The 21,270-nt window shown below is 66.1% G+C and carries 17 protein-coding genes and 3 pseudogenes; 5 read left to right on the forward strand and 15 right to left on the reverse strand.

What is annotated here, in order from left to right:
- Window positions 1–51: 51 nt before the first annotated feature.
- Window positions 52–594, reverse strand: coding sequence for a TetR/AcrR family transcriptional regulator (locus ACXPWS_RS15890; protein ID WP_458713326.1), 543 nt, complete (start codon window positions 592–594; stop codon window positions 52–54).
- 187 nt (window positions 595–781) lie between these two features.
- On the opposite strand from ACXPWS_RS15890, the gene ACXPWS_RS15895 reads away from it, so the two are divergent.
- Complete coding sequence (locus ACXPWS_RS15895; RefSeq protein WP_458713327.1) at window positions 782–2,452, forward strand: FAD-binding dehydrogenase; 1,671 nt, start codon at window positions 782–784, stop codon at window positions 2,450–2,452.
- Window positions 2,453–2,497: 45 nt separating this feature from the next.
- On the opposite strand, the pseudogene ACXPWS_RS15900 reads toward ACXPWS_RS15895, so the two are convergent.
- Window positions 2,498–2,934: pseudogene (locus tag ACXPWS_RS15900) on the reverse strand (transposase); the annotation flags it as partial.
- On the opposite strand from ACXPWS_RS15900, the pseudogene ACXPWS_RS15905 reads away from it, so the two are divergent.
- The 3 genes and pseudogenes from ACXPWS_RS15905 to ACXPWS_RS15915 form a co-directional block, all read left to right on the forward strand.
- Window positions 2,926–3,057: pseudogene (locus tag ACXPWS_RS15905) on the forward strand (MspA family porin); the annotation flags it as partial. The pseudogenes ACXPWS_RS15900 and ACXPWS_RS15905 sit on opposite strands and share 9 nt — an antisense overlap.
- Window positions 3,058–3,486: 429 nt before the next feature.
- Window positions 3,487–4,701 carry a DegT/DnrJ/EryC1/StrS family aminotransferase gene (locus ACXPWS_RS15910; RefSeq protein ID WP_458713559.1) on the forward strand — a complete coding sequence of 405 codons (1,215 nt, stop codon included), beginning with the start codon at window positions 3,487–3,489 and terminating at the stop codon, window positions 4,699–4,701.
- Window positions 4,702–4,707: 6 nt separating this feature from the next.
- Complete coding sequence (locus tag ACXPWS_RS15915; RefSeq protein WP_458713328.1) at window positions 4,708–5,508, forward strand: SDR family NAD(P)-dependent oxidoreductase; 801 nt, start codon at window positions 4,708–4,710, stop codon at window positions 5,506–5,508.
- 10 nt (window positions 5,509–5,518) lie between these two features.
- Here the strand turns inward: ACXPWS_RS15915 and ACXPWS_RS15920 are convergent.
- A pseudogene (locus ACXPWS_RS15920) lies at window positions 5,519–7,074 on the reverse strand (FAD-binding protein).
- A gap of 244 nt (window positions 7,075–7,318) precedes the next feature.
- Here ACXPWS_RS15920 and ACXPWS_RS15925 point away from each other — a divergent pair.
- Window positions 7,319–8,506 (forward strand): acyl-CoA dehydrogenase family protein, encoded by a 1,188-nt coding sequence (locus ACXPWS_RS15925; protein WP_458713329.1) that lies wholly within the window; start codon window positions 7,319–7,321, stop codon window positions 8,504–8,506.
- Window positions 8,507–8,896: 390 nt separating this feature from the next.
- On the opposite strand, the gene ACXPWS_RS15930 is transcribed toward ACXPWS_RS15925, so the two are convergent.
- From ACXPWS_RS15930 to ACXPWS_RS15985, 12 genes are all read right to left on the reverse strand, one after another.
- On the reverse strand, window positions 8,897–9,910 hold the full coding sequence (locus ACXPWS_RS15930; RefSeq protein WP_458713330.1) for an NAD(P)H-dependent flavin oxidoreductase: 1,014 nt from the start codon (window positions 9,908–9,910) through the stop codon (window positions 8,897–8,899).
- Between the two features lie 135 nt (window positions 9,911–10,045).
- Window positions 10,046–10,345: a hypothetical protein gene (locus tag ACXPWS_RS15935; protein WP_458713331.1), complete on the reverse strand. Its 300-nt coding sequence runs from the start codon at window positions 10,343–10,345 to the stop codon at window positions 10,046–10,048.
- A gap of 16 nt (window positions 10,346–10,361) precedes the next feature.
- On the reverse strand, window positions 10,362–11,495 hold the full coding sequence (locus ACXPWS_RS15940) for an FAS1-like dehydratase domain-containing protein (RefSeq protein ID WP_458713332.1): 1,134 nt from the start codon (window positions 11,493–11,495) through the stop codon (window positions 10,362–10,364).
- A gap of 28 nt (window positions 11,496–11,523) precedes the next feature.
- Window positions 11,524–12,807: a cytochrome P450 gene (locus ACXPWS_RS15945; protein WP_458713333.1), complete on the reverse strand. Its 1,284-nt coding sequence runs from the start codon at window positions 12,805–12,807 to the stop codon at window positions 11,524–11,526.
- Window positions 12,804–13,706, reverse strand: coding sequence for an SDR family NAD(P)-dependent oxidoreductase (locus ACXPWS_RS15950; protein WP_458713334.1), 903 nt, complete (start codon window positions 13,704–13,706; stop codon window positions 12,804–12,806). The genes ACXPWS_RS15945 and ACXPWS_RS15950 overlap by 4 nt, the downstream gene beginning before the upstream one ends.
- Before the next feature lie 24 nt (window positions 13,707–13,730).
- Complete coding sequence (locus tag ACXPWS_RS15955) at window positions 13,731–14,630, reverse strand: SMP-30/gluconolactonase/LRE family protein (protein WP_458713335.1); 900 nt, start codon at window positions 14,628–14,630, stop codon at window positions 13,731–13,733.
- A gap of 23 nt (window positions 14,631–14,653) precedes the next feature.
- Complete coding sequence (locus ACXPWS_RS15960) at window positions 14,654–16,993, reverse strand: CaiB/BaiF CoA-transferase family protein (RefSeq protein WP_458713336.1); 2,340 nt, start codon at window positions 16,991–16,993, stop codon at window positions 14,654–14,656.
- A 117-nt stretch (window positions 16,994–17,110) separates the two neighbouring features.
- Window positions 17,111–17,329: a hypothetical protein gene (locus ACXPWS_RS15965; RefSeq protein WP_458713337.1), complete on the reverse strand. Its 219-nt coding sequence runs from the start codon at window positions 17,327–17,329 to the stop codon at window positions 17,111–17,113.
- Window positions 17,326–18,492 carry an amidohydrolase family protein gene (locus tag ACXPWS_RS15970; RefSeq protein WP_458713338.1) on the reverse strand — a complete coding sequence of 389 codons (1,167 nt, stop codon included), beginning with the start codon at window positions 18,490–18,492 and terminating at the stop codon, window positions 17,326–17,328. The genes ACXPWS_RS15965 and ACXPWS_RS15970 overlap by 4 nt, the downstream gene beginning before the upstream one ends.
- A gap of 14 nt (window positions 18,493–18,506) precedes the next feature.
- Window positions 18,507–19,406 (reverse strand): SDR family NAD(P)-dependent oxidoreductase, encoded by a 900-nt coding sequence (locus tag ACXPWS_RS15975; RefSeq protein WP_458713339.1) that lies wholly within the window; start codon window positions 19,404–19,406, stop codon window positions 18,507–18,509.
- The gene (locus ACXPWS_RS15980; RefSeq protein WP_458713340.1) at window positions 19,406–20,401 is read right to left on the reverse strand and encodes an amidohydrolase family protein; all 996 of its coding nucleotides are present in this window, start codon (window positions 20,399–20,401) and stop codon (window positions 19,406–19,408) included. Before ACXPWS_RS15980 ends, ACXPWS_RS15975 begins: the two co-directional genes overlap by 1 nt.
- Window positions 20,394–21,266, reverse strand: coding sequence for an SDR family NAD(P)-dependent oxidoreductase (locus ACXPWS_RS15985; RefSeq protein ID WP_458713341.1), 873 nt, complete (start codon window positions 21,264–21,266; stop codon window positions 20,394–20,396). The genes ACXPWS_RS15980 and ACXPWS_RS15985 overlap by 8 nt, the downstream gene beginning before the upstream one ends.
- Window positions 21,267–21,270: the final 4 nt, after the last annotated feature.

Genomic DNA, 21,270 nt, shown 5'->3' on the forward strand with positions numbered 1-21,270 from the left:
CTTTGAAGACCGCCGCGCCGCCGTTCGGTAGGTCTCGACCGCTCACGCAGCTCACCGGCTCAACAGCAGCACGGTGAGCAGTTGGGTGAGCCAGGCTCGGGCGGCCGACACGTCACTGTCGAGGAGGAGTTGGACGGTGACTCCGTCGTAGGCGGCGATGACCGCGCGGGCGGCGCTGGGGATGTCGCCGATCACTGGCGGCAGGGTCAGCTCGGCGCGTGCTTGATCGAGCCGATTCTCGATCGCGGTCCGCAGGAGAGCGCGGTGCAGGGCGAGACGGTCGGCGACTGCGGGTTGGCGCGCGGCGTGCAGCAGGAAGTCGGTTTTGATCATCAGCCAGTCACGGTCGAGAAGCAGTGTGGCCGAGGCACGTTCGATCAATGTTTCGACTGTGGCGTCGGTGTCACTGGTGAGAGCATCGGTAACCTGACTGGCGATGAGTTGTGCTCGCTGGTCGTAGAGAGTGAAGAACAACTCATCGAGGCTGTCGAACTGCGAGTAGAACGCCCCTCGCGTGTATCCCGCAGCGTTGCAGACGTCGTCGATGCGGACCTGCCCGAAACCCTTTGCGGCGAACACGCCGAACGCCGCCATGATCAGTTTGGCGCGGGTTTCGGCACGGCGCTTCGTGACCCGAGGCGACGGTGTCCGAGTCCGGCCGGAACCTTGCACTCGTCGCGTCGGTGACGCTGTCATCTCCACCACAATCCAATACGATGTTGCATCAGATGCATTAGCGTATCGAATGTTACGTTGACTTTCACCTCAAGGAGTACGACAGATGGATGCGGACGTCATCGTCGTCGGCGCGGGCCTCGCCGGACTCGTCGCCACCCGCGAACTGACCAGTCGGGGCAAGAAGGTCGTGGTCATCGACCAGGAGAACCGCGCCAATCTCGGCGGTCAGGCCTTCTGGTCTTTTGGCGGCATCTTCCTGGTCAACAGCCCCGAACAGCGTCACTGCGGGGTCAAGGACTCCTTCGAACTGGCGTGGAACGACTGGCAGGGCAGTGCCGCGTTCGACCGCCTCGACGACGAGGATCTATGGGCGGCCAAGTGGGCGCGCGCGTACGTGGAGTTCGCCGCTGGGGAGAAACGCGACTACCTGACCAGCCACGGCATTTCGTTCCTGCCGACCGTGGGGTGGGCCGAACGCGGGGACCTGCGCTCCAACGGCCACGGCAACTCCGTGCCCCGCTTCCACGTCTCCTGGGGAACCGGCACCGGGGTGGTCGAGCCGTTCGTCAACTCCGCGGTGGACGCCGAGAAGCGCGGCCTGGTCACGTTCCACCACCGCCACCAGGTGGACGACCTGATCGTCACCAACGGCACCGCCACCGGAGTACGCGGGACCGTGCTGGCACCCGATGATGCGGTGCGTGGTGCCCCGTCGAACCGCGACGCCATCGGAGAGTTCGAACTGTCCGCCCAAGCGGTCATCATCACCACCGGCGGCATCGGAGCCAATCACGACATCGTGCGCCGGTATTGGCCCGAACGGATGGGCACCCCTCCGACGTCGATGATCACCGGGGTGCCTGCGTACGTGGACGGCCGGATGCTCGACATCGCGGCCGACGCCGGTGTGCGCCTGGTCAACCGGGACCGCATGTGGCATTACACCGAAGGCATCCAGAACTGGAACCCGATCTGGCCCAAGCACGCCATCCGCGTGCTGCCCGGCCCGTCGTCGATGTGGTTCGACGCACTGGGCCGCCGCCTGCCCGCACCGTATCTGCCGGGCTACGACACCTTGGGCACGCTGCGCTACCTGCGCACTACCCCCGACATCGCTCAATACGACCACTCCTGGTTCATCCTCACCCAGAAGATGATCGGCAAGGAGTTCGCCCTGTCCGGTTCGGAGCAGAACCCCGACATCACCAACAAGGACAAGAAGGCATTCCTTCGGGAGCGCGTCCTAGGCAAGGGGGCGCCCGGCCCGGTGGAGGCATTCAAGGAGCACGGTAAGGACTTCGTCGTGGCCAACACTCTCGACGAGCTCGTCGGGCGGATGAACGCGCTCACCGACGAGGCGCTGCTCGACCCGGCGGTGATCCGCGCCCAGATCGAATCGCGCGATCTGCAGATGGCCAATCCCTTCTCCAAGGACGCGCAGGTGCAGGGCATCCGCAACTCGCGGCGCTACCTCGGCGACCGGCTGGGCCGCACGGCGGCTCCGCATCGCATCCTCGACCCCAACGCTGGTCCGCTGATCGGAGTGAAGATGCACATCCTGACCCGAAAGACATTGGGCGGCATCCAAACCGACCTCTCCTCGCGAGCGTTGGACGCTGACGGTCAACCCATCGACGGCTTGTATGCCGCTGGGGAGGTCGCCGGCTTCGGTGGTGGTGGCGTGCACGGCTACAACGCACTGGAAGGCACCTTCTTGGGGGGCTGCATCTTCAGCGGCCGTACCGCAGGCAGAGCCGCAGCCGCCGCACTCTAAACGCTAGTGTCGCGAGTTGTTGATTCGGTTGCAGTACGTGCCGATGCTGGCGAGGTCTAGCGCGGCATAGAGGCTGGGGGTTGCGTGGCAGACGTAGTCGTGGCTGGACCGCGCGGGAGAGCCGGGCAGCATCGGGAATGTCCGTTGAGTGCGGTCCAGTGCTTGGATCCGGGTCTTCTCGTCCACGCACCGCATCAACGCCCGCTCGGGCGGGTTCAGATATAGCCCGCGACGTCGCGGATCTTGGCCACGAACAGCGGATCCTTCGATTACTTCCACGAATCGTGTTTGTGCGGCGCGAGTCCGAAGGCCCGCCAGGCTCGCGACGCCATCGACTGCGACGGGCCCAGATGATCGGCCATCGACCGAGTCGACCAGTGCGTCGCGTCCTTGGGCGCGGTCTCCAGAGTCGCCACGATCAGCGCCTCGATCCGATCGTCGCCCACTGCACGCGGACGGCCGGGTCGCGGCTCATCGACAATCTGCACATCAAGGCCGATGCGTGCGGCGGTGACGTGACCACTCGCTCCTTTGCCTTCTTGTGGGTCTCGACTGCCGAGGCCCACAATCAATTCGCCATCTACGGCGAGCCCACCAAGGTCTGACCCCCTTAACCGACATCAGCCCCTGGTCCCTCCACGCTCATGCGGTGGGGAGCCGGAGCCGTGCCCATCCCATTGCAGGTCAACGCTGTCCGTTCGGCGCCGGCATCGACGGCGAACGGCTGACGGGGCGTAGCTGAGCATCTCTGCGACATCGGCGTGCACGACCTTCAGCGTCCTGTGGAATGTTACGAAGGGTTTACCAGGGCTGATGTCGGCAGCGCGGCCGTGTGCCGCTCAGTGGAAGAAGGCGAGCGGCAGGTATTTCGTGTCGCACTTGCTCATCCGCGCACATCAGACTCCGTTGCAGCGAGCAGGTTTTCAATCAGTGGAAGTCCGTCTCTTCCTACGCCAGACCGCCGTCACAATCAGGTTTCCTACGCCGGCGCCGACGGCGAGCCCGATGTCCCTTGCAAACCAAAGGAGAGCGAAGTGACCCGAGTAATCTATGCCCGCAGCGTCCACGGCGAGGCGGAGATCGACGCATGCCTGGAGGTACTTCGCGGTGGTCCGTTTGCGCTGAAGATCGGCAAGAACGTGGCGGAGATGGAGCAGCGGGTCGCCGACCTGTACGGCAAACAGCTTGGTCTGATGTGCAATTCGGGATCCTCGGCGCTCTACCTGGCACTGGAACTCCTCGATCTGCCGAAGGGTTCCGAGGTCATCACCTCGCCTTTGACGTTTTCGACCGACGTATCACCGATCGTGCGTGGCGGTTGGGTCCCGGTCTTCGTCGACGTCGAGCCCGATACCTACAACGTCGATCCCGCCAAGATCGAGGAGCTCATCACCGACAAGACCAAGGCGCTGCTGTTCCCGAATCTGGCGGGCAACGCACCGGACTGGGATGCGATCCGCGAGATCGCTGACCGACACGGCTTGAAGGTGATCGAGGATTCCTGCGACTGCATCGGTACGACGCTGCGGGGTACCAAGACCGGCAGCCGTTCCGACATCACCGTCACCAGTTTCGCGATGAGCCACATCATCACCTGCGCAGGCAATGGTGGGATGGTGTGCCTCGACGACGAGCCTCTGCGCGACAAGGGTCTGATGTTGCGCCGTTGGGGACGGCGCTCCGAGCCGCATCTGTTCGGCTCGAAGCCCGGCGGCCGAGTGTTCCGCGAGGAACTCGACGGTGTCGACTACGACAACGACTTCATCTTCGACGTGCTGCCTTGGAACTTCGAACCGTCGGAGTTGGGAGCCGCCTTCGGCTTGGTCCAGCTCAGCAAGCTGGACAAGAACTACCGGCGCCGACACGAGATCTTCGAGGCCTTCACCGGTGCCTTCGGTGCGTACCCGACGCTGTTTCGGCTCCCTCGTCAACAAGCGGGCTTCCACACCGCCTGGCTGTGCTATCCGGTGACGATCCTGGAGGACGCCGGGTTCACTCGATCCGATCTTCAAGAGCACCTCGAGTCGGTGGGCATCGACACCAGAACGGTATGGAGCGGGAATGTCACGCGTCATCCGATGATGCGCAATGTCGAGTATCGGACGCCCGAGGGCGGCCTACCCAACGCCGACGAGGTGTTCGCTCGCGGCATGTCGCTGGGGATGAGCCACGGCACGACCGAGGAAGAACTCAACCACGTGGTGAAGAGCGTTCACGAGTTCGCCGGCCGTTTCGTCACCGAAGACTGAGTCACGATGCTGCAGCGATACGCAGGCCGACGGGTACTCATCACCGGCGCAGGCTCCGGAATCGGGCAGGCCACCGTGCTGAGGGTGCTCGACGAGGGCGCGACCGTGGCCGCCGCCGACGTCAGCGCGACGGGCCTGGCCGATACGCGTGCGAAGGCCGGTGCCGGCGCGGACCGCCTCACCACCATCGAGGTGGACGTCGCCGTCGAAGAGTCGGTCGCCGCCGGGGTCGGTCGGGCGGTCGAGTCACTGGGCGGGCTGGACACCCTGGTCAACGCGGCCGGCATACTTCGGTCCGGCCATTTCGCGGACACCGCGCTGTCCGATTTCGAACAGGTCATCAGGATCAACCTGATCGGCACCTTCCTGGTGATCCGCCAATCGATCCCGGCGCTACTCCTCGGTGACCAGCCGGCCGTCGTGAACTTCAGTTCGACGTCGGCCAGTTTCGCCCATCCCTACATGGCCGCCTACGCGGCGTCGAAGGGGGCGATCCAGTCGATGACGCACGCATTGGCCGCGGAGTTCAGCAAGGCGGGAATTCGCTTCAACTGTGTACAGCCAGGTTCGATCGCGTCGGGCATGACCGACGGATCCGGCGAGTCCAAGGCCAGCACTGGGCCCGGGCTTCCTGCCGACGCCGACCTGGCACTGTTCGCCAAGGTGACGCCGATGCTTCCGCTCGCCAGCGGTGCGATATTCGCGCAGCCCGATGCCGTCTCCGCAGCGGTCGCCCTGTTGGGTTGTCCCGACGGCTATTTCATCACCGGCACCGAGCTGCGAATCGACGGCGGCTCACACATGTGAGCCGCTACGACTACCCGCGGCCGACCATGGCGAGCGCCGCGAGGTGCGCGAACACCATCGAAGCGCCGATCGGGTTGCCGCCGCCCGGATAGGTCGTACCGCTGACTGCAGCCATCGAATTGCCCGACGCATAGAGGCCCTCGATCTGCCGGCCGTGGATGTCGACGACCTGGCCGACCGCATCGGTGCGCAGGCCACCCTTGGTGCCGAGGTCCGACAACCCGAACGCGGCGGCGCGATAGGGCGGCTGTTCGATGGGCACCAACGGATTTGGACTCCCCGGCACCGACCGGTCGAACGGTTCGTCCCCGCGGCCGAAGTCCGCATCGACGCCCGCCGCGGCGAATCGGTTGAATCGGCTGACCGTGGCCGCCAGATTCACCGCAGGCACACCGATTAGCTCCGCGAGTTCGTCGAGCGAGTCTGCGCTATGCCACAGTGCCGCGTCCCGATATTTACCGGACTCCGCCATTGGCACACCGCTGAACAACAGTGGTGGCAGCTCTCCGTCACGGCTGTCGTAGATCAACCAGTAGGGCAGCGTGATGTTGCCACTGTCCATCTCGCGCAGCAGGTCTCGGGCCGACCTGTCGTACGCCGCCGATTCGTTGGTGAATCGCTGAGCCTGGTCGTTGACGAAGATGCCGCCGCGGAACCACAGCGCGAACGTCGAGGTACCGTCCGGGTGTGTCAAACCGGGCGCCCACCATGCTTCCGACATCAGGTCGACGTCCGCGCCGATGCGCATCGCAGCTTCCGTCGCGATACCCTGGTTACCAGGTGGCGACATCGAGTCAGCCCCAGAGCCGGGCACCCCATTGGCCTTGCGCATCTGGTCGTTTCGCTCGAAGCCACCGGCGGCGATCAGCACGCCGCGTTCGGCCTTGATCCGAAGGGCGCCCTCGGGGGTGTCCACCTCGACACCGGTCACGCGTCCGTCGTGCACCGTCAACTGGGTGCACGACGTCGTCAGGCGCATCTCCACGTTCGGCTGCCCGGCTAAGGCCATGAGCAGTCGCCCGATCAGGGCCTGCCCGCCGACGAGCTCGTCGGGCGGTTCCTGTCCCGCCCGGTCGGTGGCGAGTGGCGGTCGCAAGTGCGCCCGTAGATCACCGAGCGCGGCGGCCGGCACCGGCACCGGCACGATGTGCCGCCCGCCGGCGCGCGCGTGCGGCGCCGAGCCGAAGTAGTCAGGCCACGGCAGCACCTGGAACTGCAGGACGGGATCCTGCTCCAGATAGGCGATCAACGGAGCACCCCCGCGCACGAACGCCTCCTGCAGTTCCACAGAGCTGCGCCCCCCCCCACGACCGCGTGAAAGTAGGCGAGCGCGTCGTCCAAGGTGTCGTCGTCGCCGGCCCGCTGCAACACCGGGTTGCACGGCAGCCACATGCCGCCGCCGGAGTACGCAGAGATGCCGCCGAATCGATCGGTCGCCTCGACCACGACGACTCGCAGTCCTTCGCGGGCGACCGTGTACGCACCGGTGAGTGCGCCCGCACCGGAACCCACCACCAGAACGTCGCATTCGACGTCCCAGTCGACGTCCTGGCAACCGCCATCCATGTCTGTTCCTTCCGGGGTCGTGATCAATGGTCGGGGTGATGCTACGGCGGTGAATTTCTTCCGCGCGGCGACGTTTTCAGTCACCGGGATCACCGCTCCGCCGCTCCTGGTTGCGAGCAACAGGTCGGCGGGTCGGCCTTCTTCCGGTGAGCGGGATTCCCTCCGCGTACTCCGCGCAACGGCCTATCTTCGGAGTCAGCCCGGTGCCGGGTATCAACCGTTGGAACCCTGTTCGGAGGCAGTCATGGCGCACGACGTCCTAGCTCACATCGAGGAAATCGCCGTCGAGTTGGCGTCCGCCGCCGACGAGACGGAGCGGCTCGGCAAGCTCTCCGACACAAGTGTCAAACTAGTCCGCCAAGCGGGCGTGATGAGGATGCTGCAGCCTACCGACTTCGGTGGCGACGCGGCGCACCCGGCCGAGTTCGCGCAGGCCGTGATGGCCGTCGCAAGGCGATGCGGGTCCACGGGATGGGTGTGCGGGGTCGGTGGCGTCCATCCCTGGGAAATGGCGCTGATGGACCGCAAACTGCAGCAAGAGGTTTGGGGTAGGAACCCGGACACCTGGATCGCCTCGCCGTACGCCGCGCAAGGTGTCGCCGTTCCCACCGACGGCGGCTACCTCCTCAGCGGACGGTGGAACTTCTCGTCGGGTACCGACCACTGCGACTGGATCTTTCTGGGCGCGTTGACCGGTGATGCCGACGGCACCCCACTCCGCCCCCCAAAGGGCCTGCACGTCGTACTGCCGCGCAAGGATTACACGATCGTCGAGGACACCTGGGACGTCATCGGGCTGAGTGGCACCGGCAGCAAGGACGTCATCGTGGACGGGGCCTTCGTCCCCGACTACCGGACGATCAGCTCCGAAGAGGTCGCCGCCGGCGAGGTCGCCGCCGAGAAGGCGGGCCGCACCGACACCCTCTACAGGTTGCCGTTCTGGACAATGTTCCCGCTCGGCATCACTGCTGCGGTGATCGGCATCTCCGAGGGCGCGCTGGCCGCGCATCTGGCCTACCAGCGCGGCCGGGTGACTGCCATGGGCACGAAGATCAAGGACGATCCCTACGTCCTCTATGCGATCTCCGAAGCCGCAGCGGAGATCGCCGCGTCACGCACCCAACTCATCGAGGGCATCACGCGGCTTTACGACATCGCCGACTCCGGGCAGCCGATCTCCTTCGAAGACCGTTCCACGGTGCGACGCAATCAGATTCGCTGCGCATGGCGGGCCGTCGCGGCCGTGGATCAGATCTTCGCCCGCTCCGGCGGCAATGCCGTCCGCAGGACCAACCCGATGCAACGGTTCTGGCGCGACGCCCACGTCGGCCTGCAACACGCCATCCACACCCCGGGCACCATCTATCACTCGTCGACGTTGACGGAGATGGGTGTCGACGTGCCCGCGGGCCCGCTGCGCGCCATGATCTGAGCCGCCGGGTGGGGCACCCACGACTACCAGGAGTGACCGTGAGCGACGTGCCCCAGCCACCGAAGTCTACTTCGGGCCCGCATTGGGCCACTCGCCACTCAACACGCCCTACGGAAAACCAGTTCGTCACCGGCTCGCTGGTCTCGTTCCGTCGTGCTGCCCGTCAATGATCTCGACGGCGCTCACGGCTTCTTCGCTGAAACCCTGGGTCTCCTGTCGCGCGATGTGGTTGCCGGTACCGGGCCGCGAGCCCAGTCCGATTGCGGTTCATGGGAATCAACGCGCGGCACCACAGTCTGGCGATTCTTCCGTCTCGGCCGTGAACGGTGGCCCGCACTCGGCCGTGAATGGTGGCCCGCACAGAGCGCGGGCCACCGTTGCCGTCGCCGGTCAGTCGCCCATCAACCGTTCGTACTGTGCGTTCATCCGCTGGAGCGTGTCGACGTACTCCTCCACCATGCCCAGCACGATTTCACCCGCCGGTTGAACCTTCGTCATCCGGCTGACGATCTGACCCACCGGACCTCCGACGAGTTCGTGCACACCCGCGCGCTGCGCCCTGGCCGTCGCGTCGGCATACAGCAGGTACTGCAGGGGCATTGGCAACGCGCCCGGACCATTCGGGTCGTCCCACGCCTCAGTCCAGGGCGTGCGAATCTGGCGATTCGGCTTGCCGGTCTGGGATTTGGAGCGCACCGTGTCGCTCGAGTTCATCTTCAGCAGTTGCTCCACCCGGTACGGCTCGGCCGTCGATTCGCGACAGGCCAACCAGATCGACCCGGTCCACACGCCCTGCGCGCCCAGTGACATCGCTGCGGCCATCTGCCTCCCCGAGCCGATGCCTCCGGCGGCGAGCACCGGGACGTCGCCCACTGCGTCGACCACGTCGGGTATCAGGACCATCGCGCCAATCTCGCCGGTGTGCGCGGCCGCTTCGTAGGACTGGCAAATCACCACGTCGACGCCGATTTCGACGTTGCGCACCGCCTGATGCGGTTTGCCCACGAGCGCGCCGACCTTGACGCCACGCTCGTGCGCGCGTTCGACGACCCACGCCGGCGGCGGCCCCAGTGCACTGACAAGCAGCCCGTGGTCGTGACTGAGGATGACCTCGATCTGCTCCTCGCCGCCGGACGCGGTGAATCCTTCTGCCGCCCAGTCCTGATGCTGGCCATCGGATTCCGGCAGGGGCGGCACGTCGTACCTACGAAGAACGTCCTCGGCGTATTGCCGGTGTCCGGGCGGGATCATCTCCTCGAGGCGGGCGTGCATGTTCTCACTGCCCGTCATTCCGGCAGCGCGGTCCGCGGTCTGCACGGGCAGTGCAACGTCCACTCCGTACGGCCGCCCGCCGGAGTTCTCCTTGAGCCATCGGAGTTCGACGTCGATCTCCTCGGGTGCCATCGCCAGCACTCCGAGTACACCCATACCGCCGGCGCGCGACACCGCGGCCACCACGTCGCGGCAGTGGCTGAAGGCGAAGATGGGGTACTCGATCCCCAGGTCTCTGCACAATTTGTTCACGGTAGAAGTCCCTTCTCAATCCGATGCGGGCAGCGGTCTGGCTGCCTTGACCGACAGTTCGTGGTCGCCGACCGCAAGCGGGCCGGCGCCGGGTTTGGTGCACAACAGTTCCAGCGCACCGTCGGCGTCGCCATAACGCTTACCCATCAGCAACATTTCGCCCCGTCCATCGAGGTCGGTCAGTGTGGACTCGGAGTCGAGGACCATGGGTGCGCCACCACAACGGATGTCGACGTCATCGGAAGGTGCCCGGATGACGATGACCTGCGCGATGGAGTCACGGCTGTTCAGTTTGAGTCCAGGTCGCAATCGCATGAACGTTCCCCTTCCATCAGTTGTAAATGCCCGGAGTTGCCTCGGTGGTCGGAGCGAACAGCAGGCTCGGCCCGGACACGGCATCGGCGGCGGGCAACGTGACAGTGGCTTCACCGCTCGCCGTCACCACCCCATCGTGATTGACGTTACGGAGCTCGACGTCGGCGAACAGTCCGTCTGCGTCGTCGCGGTAGGTCCGCACAACGGTCCCATGGACGGTGTTGGTGTCGCCAATGAGATTGGGCCGGAGCAGCTTTGCCTTCAGCCGGGTGAGCGTTCCGTGGTCGCCCATCCAGTCGGTGACGGCCTGGGCCAGCCAGCAGATGCGTTGCGGACCGTAGTCGAAGGTGGTCGACTGCGCACGGGTCTTGCGGGCGTACTCCGGATCCGCCCGACCACCGGCCCCCATGTCGATGGTGCCGTCGTCGACGTGCCGGGCCCGCTTGGTACCGAGCGCACCGTGGCTGAACAGATACAGCTCGGTGGTGGTGTAGGTGCCCTTCGGCAGCTCCGGAATCACATCGCCAGGGTGCAGAGCCGACCAATCGAGCAATTTCGCTCCGAGCCGGTCCCGCTCCCAGACCAGCGGGTCCGGCGCGACCCGGGGCCGATCGGCGTCCTCGGTCACCGAGGACTCGACGCCCGCGCCGAGATTCTTGAAGCGCAGCATCTGGTTCTCGAGTTTCGCCACCAGGTCGCCGCGCGAATTCCAGTACTCAGTCGTGCCGGTGCAGATCAGGGCTTCGCCCAACTGACGAGTGGTGACGCGGCGAATGCCGGTGGGGGTTTCGATACTGCGCACCTGGTCACCGAGAAGGACCGGCCGATACCACTCGATGGTCGCACCGGCGTACAGGATGGTCAGGTCGGTCATCGACACGTCGGCTTCTGGGATATGACCCCAGATCGAGGCATTCGCGCCGAAGTCGATGGAGAATACGAACGCCGGCGGGGCGACGAGGCCGTGATACGGCCCCTCGACGGCGTACTCGGCATCGCTGAACAACGGGTTGTAGTCCCCGGCCCCGTCCGCGTAGCGACTCAGCCATTCAGCACTGACGGTGCGCCATGGGCGGCGCGGTGGCATCGGCTCGCCCAAGCGCGATGAGTAGGCGGCTTCGAATTCGTCGAGTGTGGTGATGCTGGTCATCGTCAGTGGCCGTCCTTGCCGCGCGTGCTCACCATGTCACCGGAAGTTCCGACATTCCGGCGGTGAGGTATTCGGTGGCGTACTGCGGTTCGCCGGCCAGTGCCAGCGTCGGGAAGCGGCGGAAGAGCGAGCCTATGGCGACCTGCATCTCCATTCGGGCAAGTGGCGCCCCGAGGCAATGGTGCATGCCGTGGTTGAGTGTCAGGTGCGGATTCGGCTTGCGGGTGACGTCGAAGCGTTCCGAGTTCTCGAATACCTCGGGGTCGTGATTGGTGGCGGCCGCATCGATCAGCACGCACTCCCCCTTCTTCACCGGCATGCCGTCGATCTCGGTATCGACCGACGCCACCAGTGGGGGCAGCCCGCCCATGCCCGCGACGTCGTTGCCGACCGCGAAGAACCCGTGCCGCAACACTTCTTCCACCGTGGTCGCGACGACGCCGTCGATGTCGGCAAGCAAGGTTTGGAGCTGATCGGGATGACGCAACAGGGCCACCACCCCGAGGTTGATGAAGTTGGCGGTGTTGTCGAACCCTCCCACGATCAGCAGCATGGCCATCGTCAAGATCTCGTCGTCGCTCAACGAGTCGTCGAGTTCCCGCGCCCCGGCGAGAGCACTGATCAGGTCATCGCGTGGTTCCGCACGCCGCTCACCGACCAGTGTCGCGAGGTAGGTGTACAGCTGTATCCCGGCGTTCGCGATCTCGTCGGTCGACATGCCAGAAGTGGCCAGCGTGGATTGACTCCACGCCGCGAACTTGTCGCGGTCGGCCGGGGGGACGCCGAGAAGCTCCCCGATGACGCGGATCGGCAGGGGTAGCGCGAAGTCGTCCACCAGGTTGGCCTCCGGCCCACGCTGGGCCATCGCGTCGAGCAACTCGTCGGCGATGACCTCTGCGCCCTCGCGCAGCGTGTTGACCCGGCGCGCGGTGAAGGCCTTGGCGACCAGCTTGCGCAGCCGGGTGTGCTGCGGCGCGTCCGCGAATTGCACGGTGGCCCTGAGGAAGTCGGGAAACTGGACGAAGTACGGTATCTCTTGCTCGCCGCGGGCGAAGGGACCGCGCACGAACACCTGGCTTTCCAGTACCTGTCGGGCCGCGCGGTGCCGGTGGACCACCCACACGTCGCCGCCGATCGGCATGGTGACCTTCGTCATCGGACGGTCCTCGCAGACCCGGTGGTAGGCCCGCACCGCCTCGGCCGGGGGCACTACCGGGAAGGGATACTCCGCCACGGTCTTGGTCATTGGCTGTTCCTCGTTCGATTTCGGGTCGGTGGCCATCTCGGGCGTCGAGGTCGACGGCCCGGTCACGATTCCGCCACCGCGGTAGGGAGCATCAACGGTGTCGGCTCGACGTCGCAGATCGCCATGATCTCGTCGAACCGATCCGCCACGACTTCGGGGGTGAGCTGCGAATCGGCGATGCCCGCCGTGTTCGCCACGACCATCCGGCTCACCGCTCCGCCCGCCACGTTGAACACTTCGCCTGTCACAGAGCACCGTTCGTGCGCAAGGTAGGCGGCCACCGGCGCGACGAGCTCGGGTGGCATGGCCCGCTTCATGTACTCGGCCGTGCCGGGCGGCAGGGCCGCCGCCGCCTCTTCCATCAGACGGGTGCCCGCACCGGGGGCGACGGCGTTCACGTTGATGCCGTGCTCCGCCCCGGCGACGGCGAGGTTGCGGGTCAGCCCGAAAATCGCTCCCTTGGCCGCGCCGTAGTGCACCATGTCGGGTGCGCCGAGCATGGCATTGGAGATGGTGTTCACGATGCGACCCGCACCCGCCTCGACCAGATACGGCCAGGCGGCGCGGCTGACCAACAGGCTGCCGAAGTAGTGCACGTCCAGGAATCTCTGAAAGTCGTCCTCCAGCAGGTCCAGCCAGGGTCGGAGGTAGTAGATGCCGGCGTTGTTGATGACGGCGTCGATGCGTCCGTACGCCGATACCGCGGTATCGATGATGGTCTGGGCACCTTCCGCGGTGGCCACGGTCGCCGTCGACGCCACTGCCCTCCCACCGGCGTCCGTGATGGCCGCGACGACATCGCCCGCCGGATCGTCACCGGTGGTCGTTCCGTCGACGGCACCACCGGCATCGTTGACGACCACCGACGCTCCGCGGGCGGCCAGCAGTTGGGCGTATGCGCGCCCAAGGCCGCGGCCCGCACCGGTGACGATGACGGTCCGGCCGGTGAAATCTACTTGAGTCATCCCATTTCTCCTCTGCACGTTCGCTTATGGCCGAGTTGACCCGCCGGGTACCCCGACGTCTGCGGCCCAGATCGAGCCCTGACCCTCGCGGCTCGACTTGTCGCCGTCCATAACCTCGAACCCGCAGCACAGATACAAGGTCCGGCGGTCGGCACCGCCGAGGCCACACGCGGTTGCAACGCCGCACTGGGCCTGTGGCGGAGCCACCTGCGCCACCACTTCGCCCCCATCGAGAATTCGGACCACTCGACCCGCCGCGGTCAGGCCCGTCCATACGGCACCGTCCTCATCCAGGCACAAACCATCGGGGAATCCGTCGATCTCGGCGAATGTCCTTCTGCCCAAAAGCTTTCCGTCTGCCGCCACGTCGAAAGCGGTAATCCTGTCCGCGAACGTCTCCGCAGTGACCAGCGTGACACCATCGCCGCTGATGGCGATGCCGTTGGCTCCCATCATCTGGCCGGCCTCGTCCGCAGTCCGTACGTTGCGGTCGGGCTCCACGACCAGGATCGGCGACTCCTTGAGGTCTTCCCCGGCGAAGAGGTCGAACCCAAGCTGAGTCACGTAGGCGCGTCCCGCCGAGTCAACCACCATGTCGTTGATCGGCCCCTGCGCCAGGCCGCGCAGGTCCGCGTACAACTCGGTCTTGGCGCCGTCCGTCACCAGGACGACCCGCTCGAACATCGAGTTGATCAGCATCCTGCCGTCCGGCAGGAAGCCGGTACCGGCCGGCACTACCGGCTGATCGTCCACACCCCGACGGCCGGATAGGTTGGCGAAAGTCACCACCGCACCGTCGACACCCATCGTGACGACGCGCCGGTTGTACAGATCGGAGAAGTAGAGGGCGCCGTCGTGCCACCGAGGACTCTCGGTCCAACTGAACCCGCCGATGAGTCGGATCGCGGGGATGTCGTCAATCATGGGAATGATCTCCTTTGATCGGGCTAGAGGCCGGCCGGCCGGGTACCGATGAGTCCGCGCTCGGTGAGTGCGTCGAGGTCGGCCCGGGACAGCCCGAGGTCTTTGGTCAGCACCTCGGCGTTGTGCTGACCCACCGTCGGCGGAGCCTGCTGTGACCACCGTTCGACGGCGCCGAACCTGAAGGGCAGAACGGGCAACGGGATTCGACCATGCACCGGATGGTCGACATCCTCGAACAACCCGTGGGCACCGACCTGTGGATGCTCATGGGCGAAGCGCATGTCGGCGGCCCGCGCGGCGGGCACCCCGAGACCAGCGAGCTCTTCGGCAACCACGGCGACGTCCCGAGTAGCCGTCCAGTCCGCGAGTGCCGCGTCGAGTTCATCGATGCGGGCAAGGCGTCCCGCGGCGGTGGACAGGCTGGGATCGTCCCAGCCGGGGATCCCCGCGTAGTCGGCCATCGCGCGCCACTGCGCGTCGGTCGCTATCGACACGGCCAGCCACTGCTCGGTTCCCAAGCCCGCGTAGGCACCCTGCGGCACAAAGCCATCGGTGTGGTTACCCCTGCGTTCGAGCAGCACGCCGTTCGCGGTCCACTCCACCGTCTGCTCAGCGGACATGGTGAGGGCCGCCTCCACCAGTGGCGCCTCGATCAGCATTCCACGGCCGGTCGCTTCCCGATGGCGCAGGGCGGCCAGCAGGGCGAACGCAGCGTTCGATCCTGCCATGGGATCGGCGGGGCCGCTGGGATTGACCGGCGGGCCGCCTGGATACCCGGTGCGCCAGCACATTCCGGAGTACTGCTCGACGGTCTGGGCATAGCCGACCATGTCCCGGTTAGGGCCGGACAGTCCGAACGCCGGCATCCGAAGCATGACGACGTTCGGATTGATCTCGCGGACCCGAGCCCAGTCGAACCCGGCGTTGTCCAGGACGCGGGGGGCGTAGTTCTCCAGCAGAACGTCGGTGTTGACGATGAGGCGCTCGATCAACTCGCGACCCTGCGGCGTGGTCAGGTCGAGAGTGATGCCGCGCTTGTTGTGGTTGGTGCCCAGATTGATCCAGCCGTACTCCCACCAGGAGTCCGCGGTGGTGATCGTGCCGCCGAGCATGCGGGCCCCATCGACCCGACGGACGGACTCGATCTTGACGACATCGGCGCCGAGCGAACCCAGAACGGTGCCGACCAGCGATCCGACCCACCAGTTGCCGAAGTCGATCACCCGGACTCCGGCCAACGGCGAAGCGGCAGAACATGTCTCGGGACGATTCCGTGGGGCGAATTCGACGTCCTCGCCCTGGTTCGGGACGCGGCGCCCGGAGCGCGGCCGCTCGCCGTCGAACAGAAACGGCACGGCAGGCTGACGGTAACGCCGTTCGGCATCCGCCACGTAGAACTCCCGGGCCACGACGTGCGGATCGTCGAGGATCGTCGCTCCGTTGTGGACCGGCGCACACGGAATCCGATACAGCGAGGCGGACTCGACGATCTCGGCCACCGAGCGAGTAGTCGTCCAGTCGTGCACGGCCGCACTGAACTCGGCCGAACGTCGATACCGGCCCTCGGGTGTCGTCATCTCCGGATCGCCGAGCCAGTCCGGCCGGTCGATGAGGACCAGGAAGTCCTCCAGGTTCTGCGCCGACGCCAAGTTGAACCCCACCCAACCGTCGCGGGCGGGTTCGACGGAGGGCACGAGTCGACGCCGCAACGTCTTCGGCGAACTGGGCACACCGCCAACGGTTGCGGCCACGTCGGCGAACATCGTGGCGCAGTACACGGTCACGTCCAGTAGGGACACGTCGACGACCTCGCCCGCACTACCGGCAGCGGCGGCGACGGCACCCAACCCAGCGGTCGCCGCAAAAGATCCAGCGACCCAAAGGTTTTCGCTGCCCCCGAGAGCCAGCGGGTAGGAGTCGGGTTCACCACGATTACTCAGTGAGCCACTCTCGGCCTGCACGGTGAAGTCAGTCCACGGTCGATCCGCGGAGGCGTAGGGGCCAGTGAGCCCCCACGGTGTGATCACCACGACCACGACACCGGCGGCCGCGAAGTCGTCGAGCAGTCGACGCTCGGGCCGCTCCGCGGTCTCCAGGATCACCACGTCTGCGTCCGGGGCCAGGTCGGTCCACCGACGACCGGTCGACCGCTTTCCGCCGGCCAGGAAGCCGAACAGCGGTGCGTCCGCACCGTCGTGACGACCGCGAGCACGTAGCCGGTGCCCGCCCGGCGGTTCACACATCAACACGTCGGCGCCGAGATCGGAGAACAGCTTTCCTGCGTACGCACCCGCGATCGAGCGCGAGACCTCGACGACACGCAGGCCGACGAGCGCGGCAGTGGCGCTCATGGGTGTGCTCATGTCAGACCTTCGGATCGGGCGGTAACAGAAGTCGTTAAAGGCTTCAACAACAGAAGATTACGTCCGTCCTGGAAGGCGCAAAGCCGTGCTGTCCACTGACTGGAAAGGCCGCAGGCATCACGCACCGGGATGCAGAATCGACCAGCTCGCACGCACCGCGTTCAGCCGCCTCTCCAACAGCGCGATGGCTTCGGGATGGGCGTCGGCGTCCGCGCCCAAGGCCAGCAGTTCCGCGGCAGTGGCAATCTCCTCGTCGGCCAGTCGCCGCGCAGCGATCTCGCGGGTCAGCAGATCCTGTTCGGTCCAGTCCGACGCGTCGATGTCGCGCCCGGTCATGACGAGACCTGCGGAGCGTCAGGAAAGTTGAACAGCTCTCGGGTGTTCAGTTCGACCATCTGGTGGACTTCGGCGTCGGGGATGTTGGCGAACAGCTTCTCGGCGTAGCGGCGGCTGTGCGGCCAATGGGAATCCGAATGCGGGTAGTCGCACTCCCAGGTGATGTTGCCGATGCCGATGTCGTGGCGAGCCTTGAGACCGGCGACGTCATCGATGAAGCAGCCGTAGATGTGTTTGCGGAACAGGTCCGAGGGGCGAACGTCCTTGACGATGTTCTGGTAGTAGCGGTGCCGCTCCCAGGTGCCGTCGATGCGCTCCAGCAGGTACGGGATCCAGCCGATACCGCCCTCGGACAGCGCGACCTTGAGAGTGGGATGGCGGTGGAACACCGGCGAGAACAACAGATGCGCGGTCGCCGACATCGAGTTGGTCCCGTACAGCGAGATGGTCACTGCGTAGGGCGCTTCCGGCGCAGTCGCGGGTGGCTGGCCCGACGAGCCGAAGTGCATGCACAACGGCATGTTCGTGTCCTCCGCGGCGGAGAAGACCGACTCCCAATGGTCGGTGTAGATGGATGGCAGGCCCAACGGCACGGTGTTCTCGGGGAAGGTTATGCCCTTGGCTCCCTTGGCCGCACAACGCGCGATCTCCGCGACGCACAGTGCGGTGTCCCACAGCGGCAGGATGATCAGCGGGATGAAGCGGTCCGGTGCCGTGCCGCACCATTCGTCGATGACGAAGTCGTTGTACACCAGCACGGACGCGTGCGCCAGGTCGAAGTCGGTGCTCTCCTTGGTGAACAGGCCGCCGGCGAAGCGCGGGAAGGACGGGAAGTTCGCCGCCCCCCACACGCCGTCGAGGTCCATGTCCACGATCCGGGCCTTCGGGTCGTAGCAACCGGGGATCATGTCGGCGTAGCGCACCGGCTCGGTCCCGTAGTCCTCGGGCTTCTTCCCGGCGACGGCGTTGAGTCCGATCGCCGGAAAGCGCTTGTCCTCGTAGTACCACACCTGGATCGGCGCACCACCCGACGGCGAGGGCTCATCGATGATGCGTGGGCCGCGGTGAAGATACTTCTGCGGCAACCGATCCGTCCAGACGGCAGGGTGCTCGATGAGATGATCGTCGACCGAGATGAGTCTCATGGAAGGCTGCAGCGGCATGGCTTGGTCTCTCCCTAAGGGGTTTTCGAGGTTTGGCTGCGCAGGTACGGCACCCGCAGCCGGTCATGGTTGATCTCGCTCGGCTGCCATCCCGCCAGCAGTCCGCGCCCGTCGAGAGTCCGCACCGGTCGGTTCAGCTCCACCAGCAGCGACAGGTTGTACACCACGCGGCCCGTCAATGTCGCGGGGTCACCGGTGCACAGCGCCAGCGCAGCCTCGGCGATGGTCTCCTCGGGTTCCGAATTGTCGGTGCGCACTCCGGCGACGGTCCTGGCGTTGTCGGTGGCGACCTGGAACTCGGGGGCCAGCGTGTTGACGGCGATGTTGTCGGCGTACAGGTCCATCGCCGCGCCGGTAGTGATCCGGTCGATGAACGCCTTGGTCCCGCCGTAGAGCGCCGCACCGTTGGTCGGGTTGGCGGCGAACGGCGGGCCGATGCGCGGACCCGCTTGCGAGGACGAGATGTTCAGGATCCATCCGGCGCCGCGCTCCCGCATCCCGGGCACGGCGGCGGCAGCCAGATCCCAACCCGCCCACACGTTGGTTTCAACCGCCTCGAGGAACGCCTGCCGGCTCATATCGCCGAAGAGCACGTCGAAGTGACGTGGGGCGGCGGCGTTGTTCACCACGATGTCCACCGGCGCACCGAAGTGGGCGACGGCCCGATCGATCACACTGCGCCGTTCAGCGGCGATGTCGCCCAGGTCGAACGGGATCGCGACCGCCGTTCCGCCGTCGGCGACGATCTGAGCGACGGTCTCCTCCAGCGATCCGGCGAATCGTCCGTCGCCGGCCCGCAGCGAGCGTGACACCACAGCCACGGAGATGCCGTCGGCTGCCAGTCGTCGGGCGATGGCGCGACCGATTCCGCGGCTGGAGCCGGTGACGACCGCGACGTGCGACTGCCTAGTCATCACGCCGCCAACCCCGTGATGCGACGGAAGTTTCGCGAGGCGATGTCGGCGCGCTCGTCGTCGGTGAGCGGCAACGTCTTGAGGACCTCCAGTTCGCGATCCAGCCTGTCGTGACTGGTGATCGGCAATGCGCCGGCCCGCGCCCGGATCCACAGGTATTCGCTGATGATCCAGTTGCTGCCGAAGAACACCCGGTCGGTGCCGATGGCGCGAAGATGGTCGACCATGCGCTCGGGGCTGACGTGGCCGTCGATCACCTCGATGAGTCTCAGCGAAACGTCGGTGTGCACGCCGGGGTATGTCCGAGCAAGCTCGAGCACCTCGCCATCGGCACCTTGCCCAAAGCTCCGGTCATGACCGAGATGTGCGAAGACGAGCTGCAATTCGGGAAAGTCGTCGAGTGCCTTCGCGTAGTTCCGGGGCCGCCCGGGCATGAACCCGGCAGCCTGGGTGAGGATGGGCACCCTCGCGCTGGCGCAGTAGTCGTACACCGGCCACATCCGGGGGTCGTCGCCTTCGGTGCCATGGTTCATCGGCACGTGCTTGACACCGAGCGCCCCCCGTTGGATCCCGTTGTCCACCTCCGTAAGGAGCGTCTGCTCATCCATCAGCACGGGGTCGATCCCGATGAAGCAGCTCAACTGCGGGTTCTGTTCAGTCTGTGCCAGCGCCCACGTGTTGTTGTCACTGACGCGACGCACGATGCGACGGCGGAGGTCCTCGGATTCGACGGCCCGCCGGGCGGGGTCGTCGGGCAGGATGTTCTGGCCTTGTCTCCAGTAGATACCCGACCACGTGAACATCAGAATGTTCATGTGCGCGATACCGGTCGCGTCCATCACCTGCTGCGCCTCGTCGGGAGTGCCGAAGAACTCGGGCTTGTCAGGTAGCCCCATCGCCGCGCTGAACCGCAACAGGTTGCTGTACAGATCGCAGCTGTGGTCGGCCGTCCGGAGAATGTGGCAGTGGCAATCGATGATCTCCAAGTCACTCACCGGCTGCCCCGATTCCATTGAGCACCAGCGGTTTGAGTGTCCCTACCGGAGGGCGGGCCGTCGTGTGCGTGATGCCGCCGTCGGAGATCACGGAGTGGCCGGTGACGTATGACGAAAGGTTCGAGGCGAGGAACAGGGCCACCCCCGCGGTCTGCTCGGCGAGTCCCAGCTGTTTGAGCGGTGTCGCCTCGGCGGCTCGGCGGAGGAACTCAGCCTGCTCTGGCCGCTTGGAGGTAGCCGTCTCCCGCCCGGCGCGGTCGATGTCGTGCGTACCGGGCACCACGCAGTTGACCCGGATGCCGTACGGTGCGAGCTCCAGCGCCACCGACTTCGTCAGGTGGATGACGCCAGCGTTGGCCGAGCCGTAGTGCGACACCGATGGCGCCGCGGTAACCCCGCTGGTGGAGCCGAAGTTGACGATCCGACCGGGCACGCCGTCCTGAATCATCGCGACCGCTTCGGCTTGCATGCTCAGCATCGTCGCGGTGAGGTTGAGTTCGATCGGGCCGCGCCATTCGTCGGGGGTGTAGTCCAGAAACGACTTCGGCGTCGCGGCGCCGAGGCTGCCCACACCATTGACGGCCACGGTGATCGGGCCCAACTCGCGGCGGATCGCCTCGATCATCGCCGTCACGTCCTCGACCCGGCGGACGTCGGCGTGCAGTCCGATCGCACGCCGGCCCAACGCCTGGATCTCCTTGACGGTCTTCGCGGTGAACTCGTCGGCGATGTCGACGACGGCAACGTCGGCGCCGGCCTTGGCCAACGCGATCGCGGTCGCCTTCGGGATGCCGCCTGCGCCGCCCGTGACCAGTGCGACCGTGTCGGTGAGCCCGAGCATCTGTGCTGCGTAATCCGTTGCCATCGAG

This window comes from Mycobacterium sp. BMJ-28 (assembly GCF_054404835.1).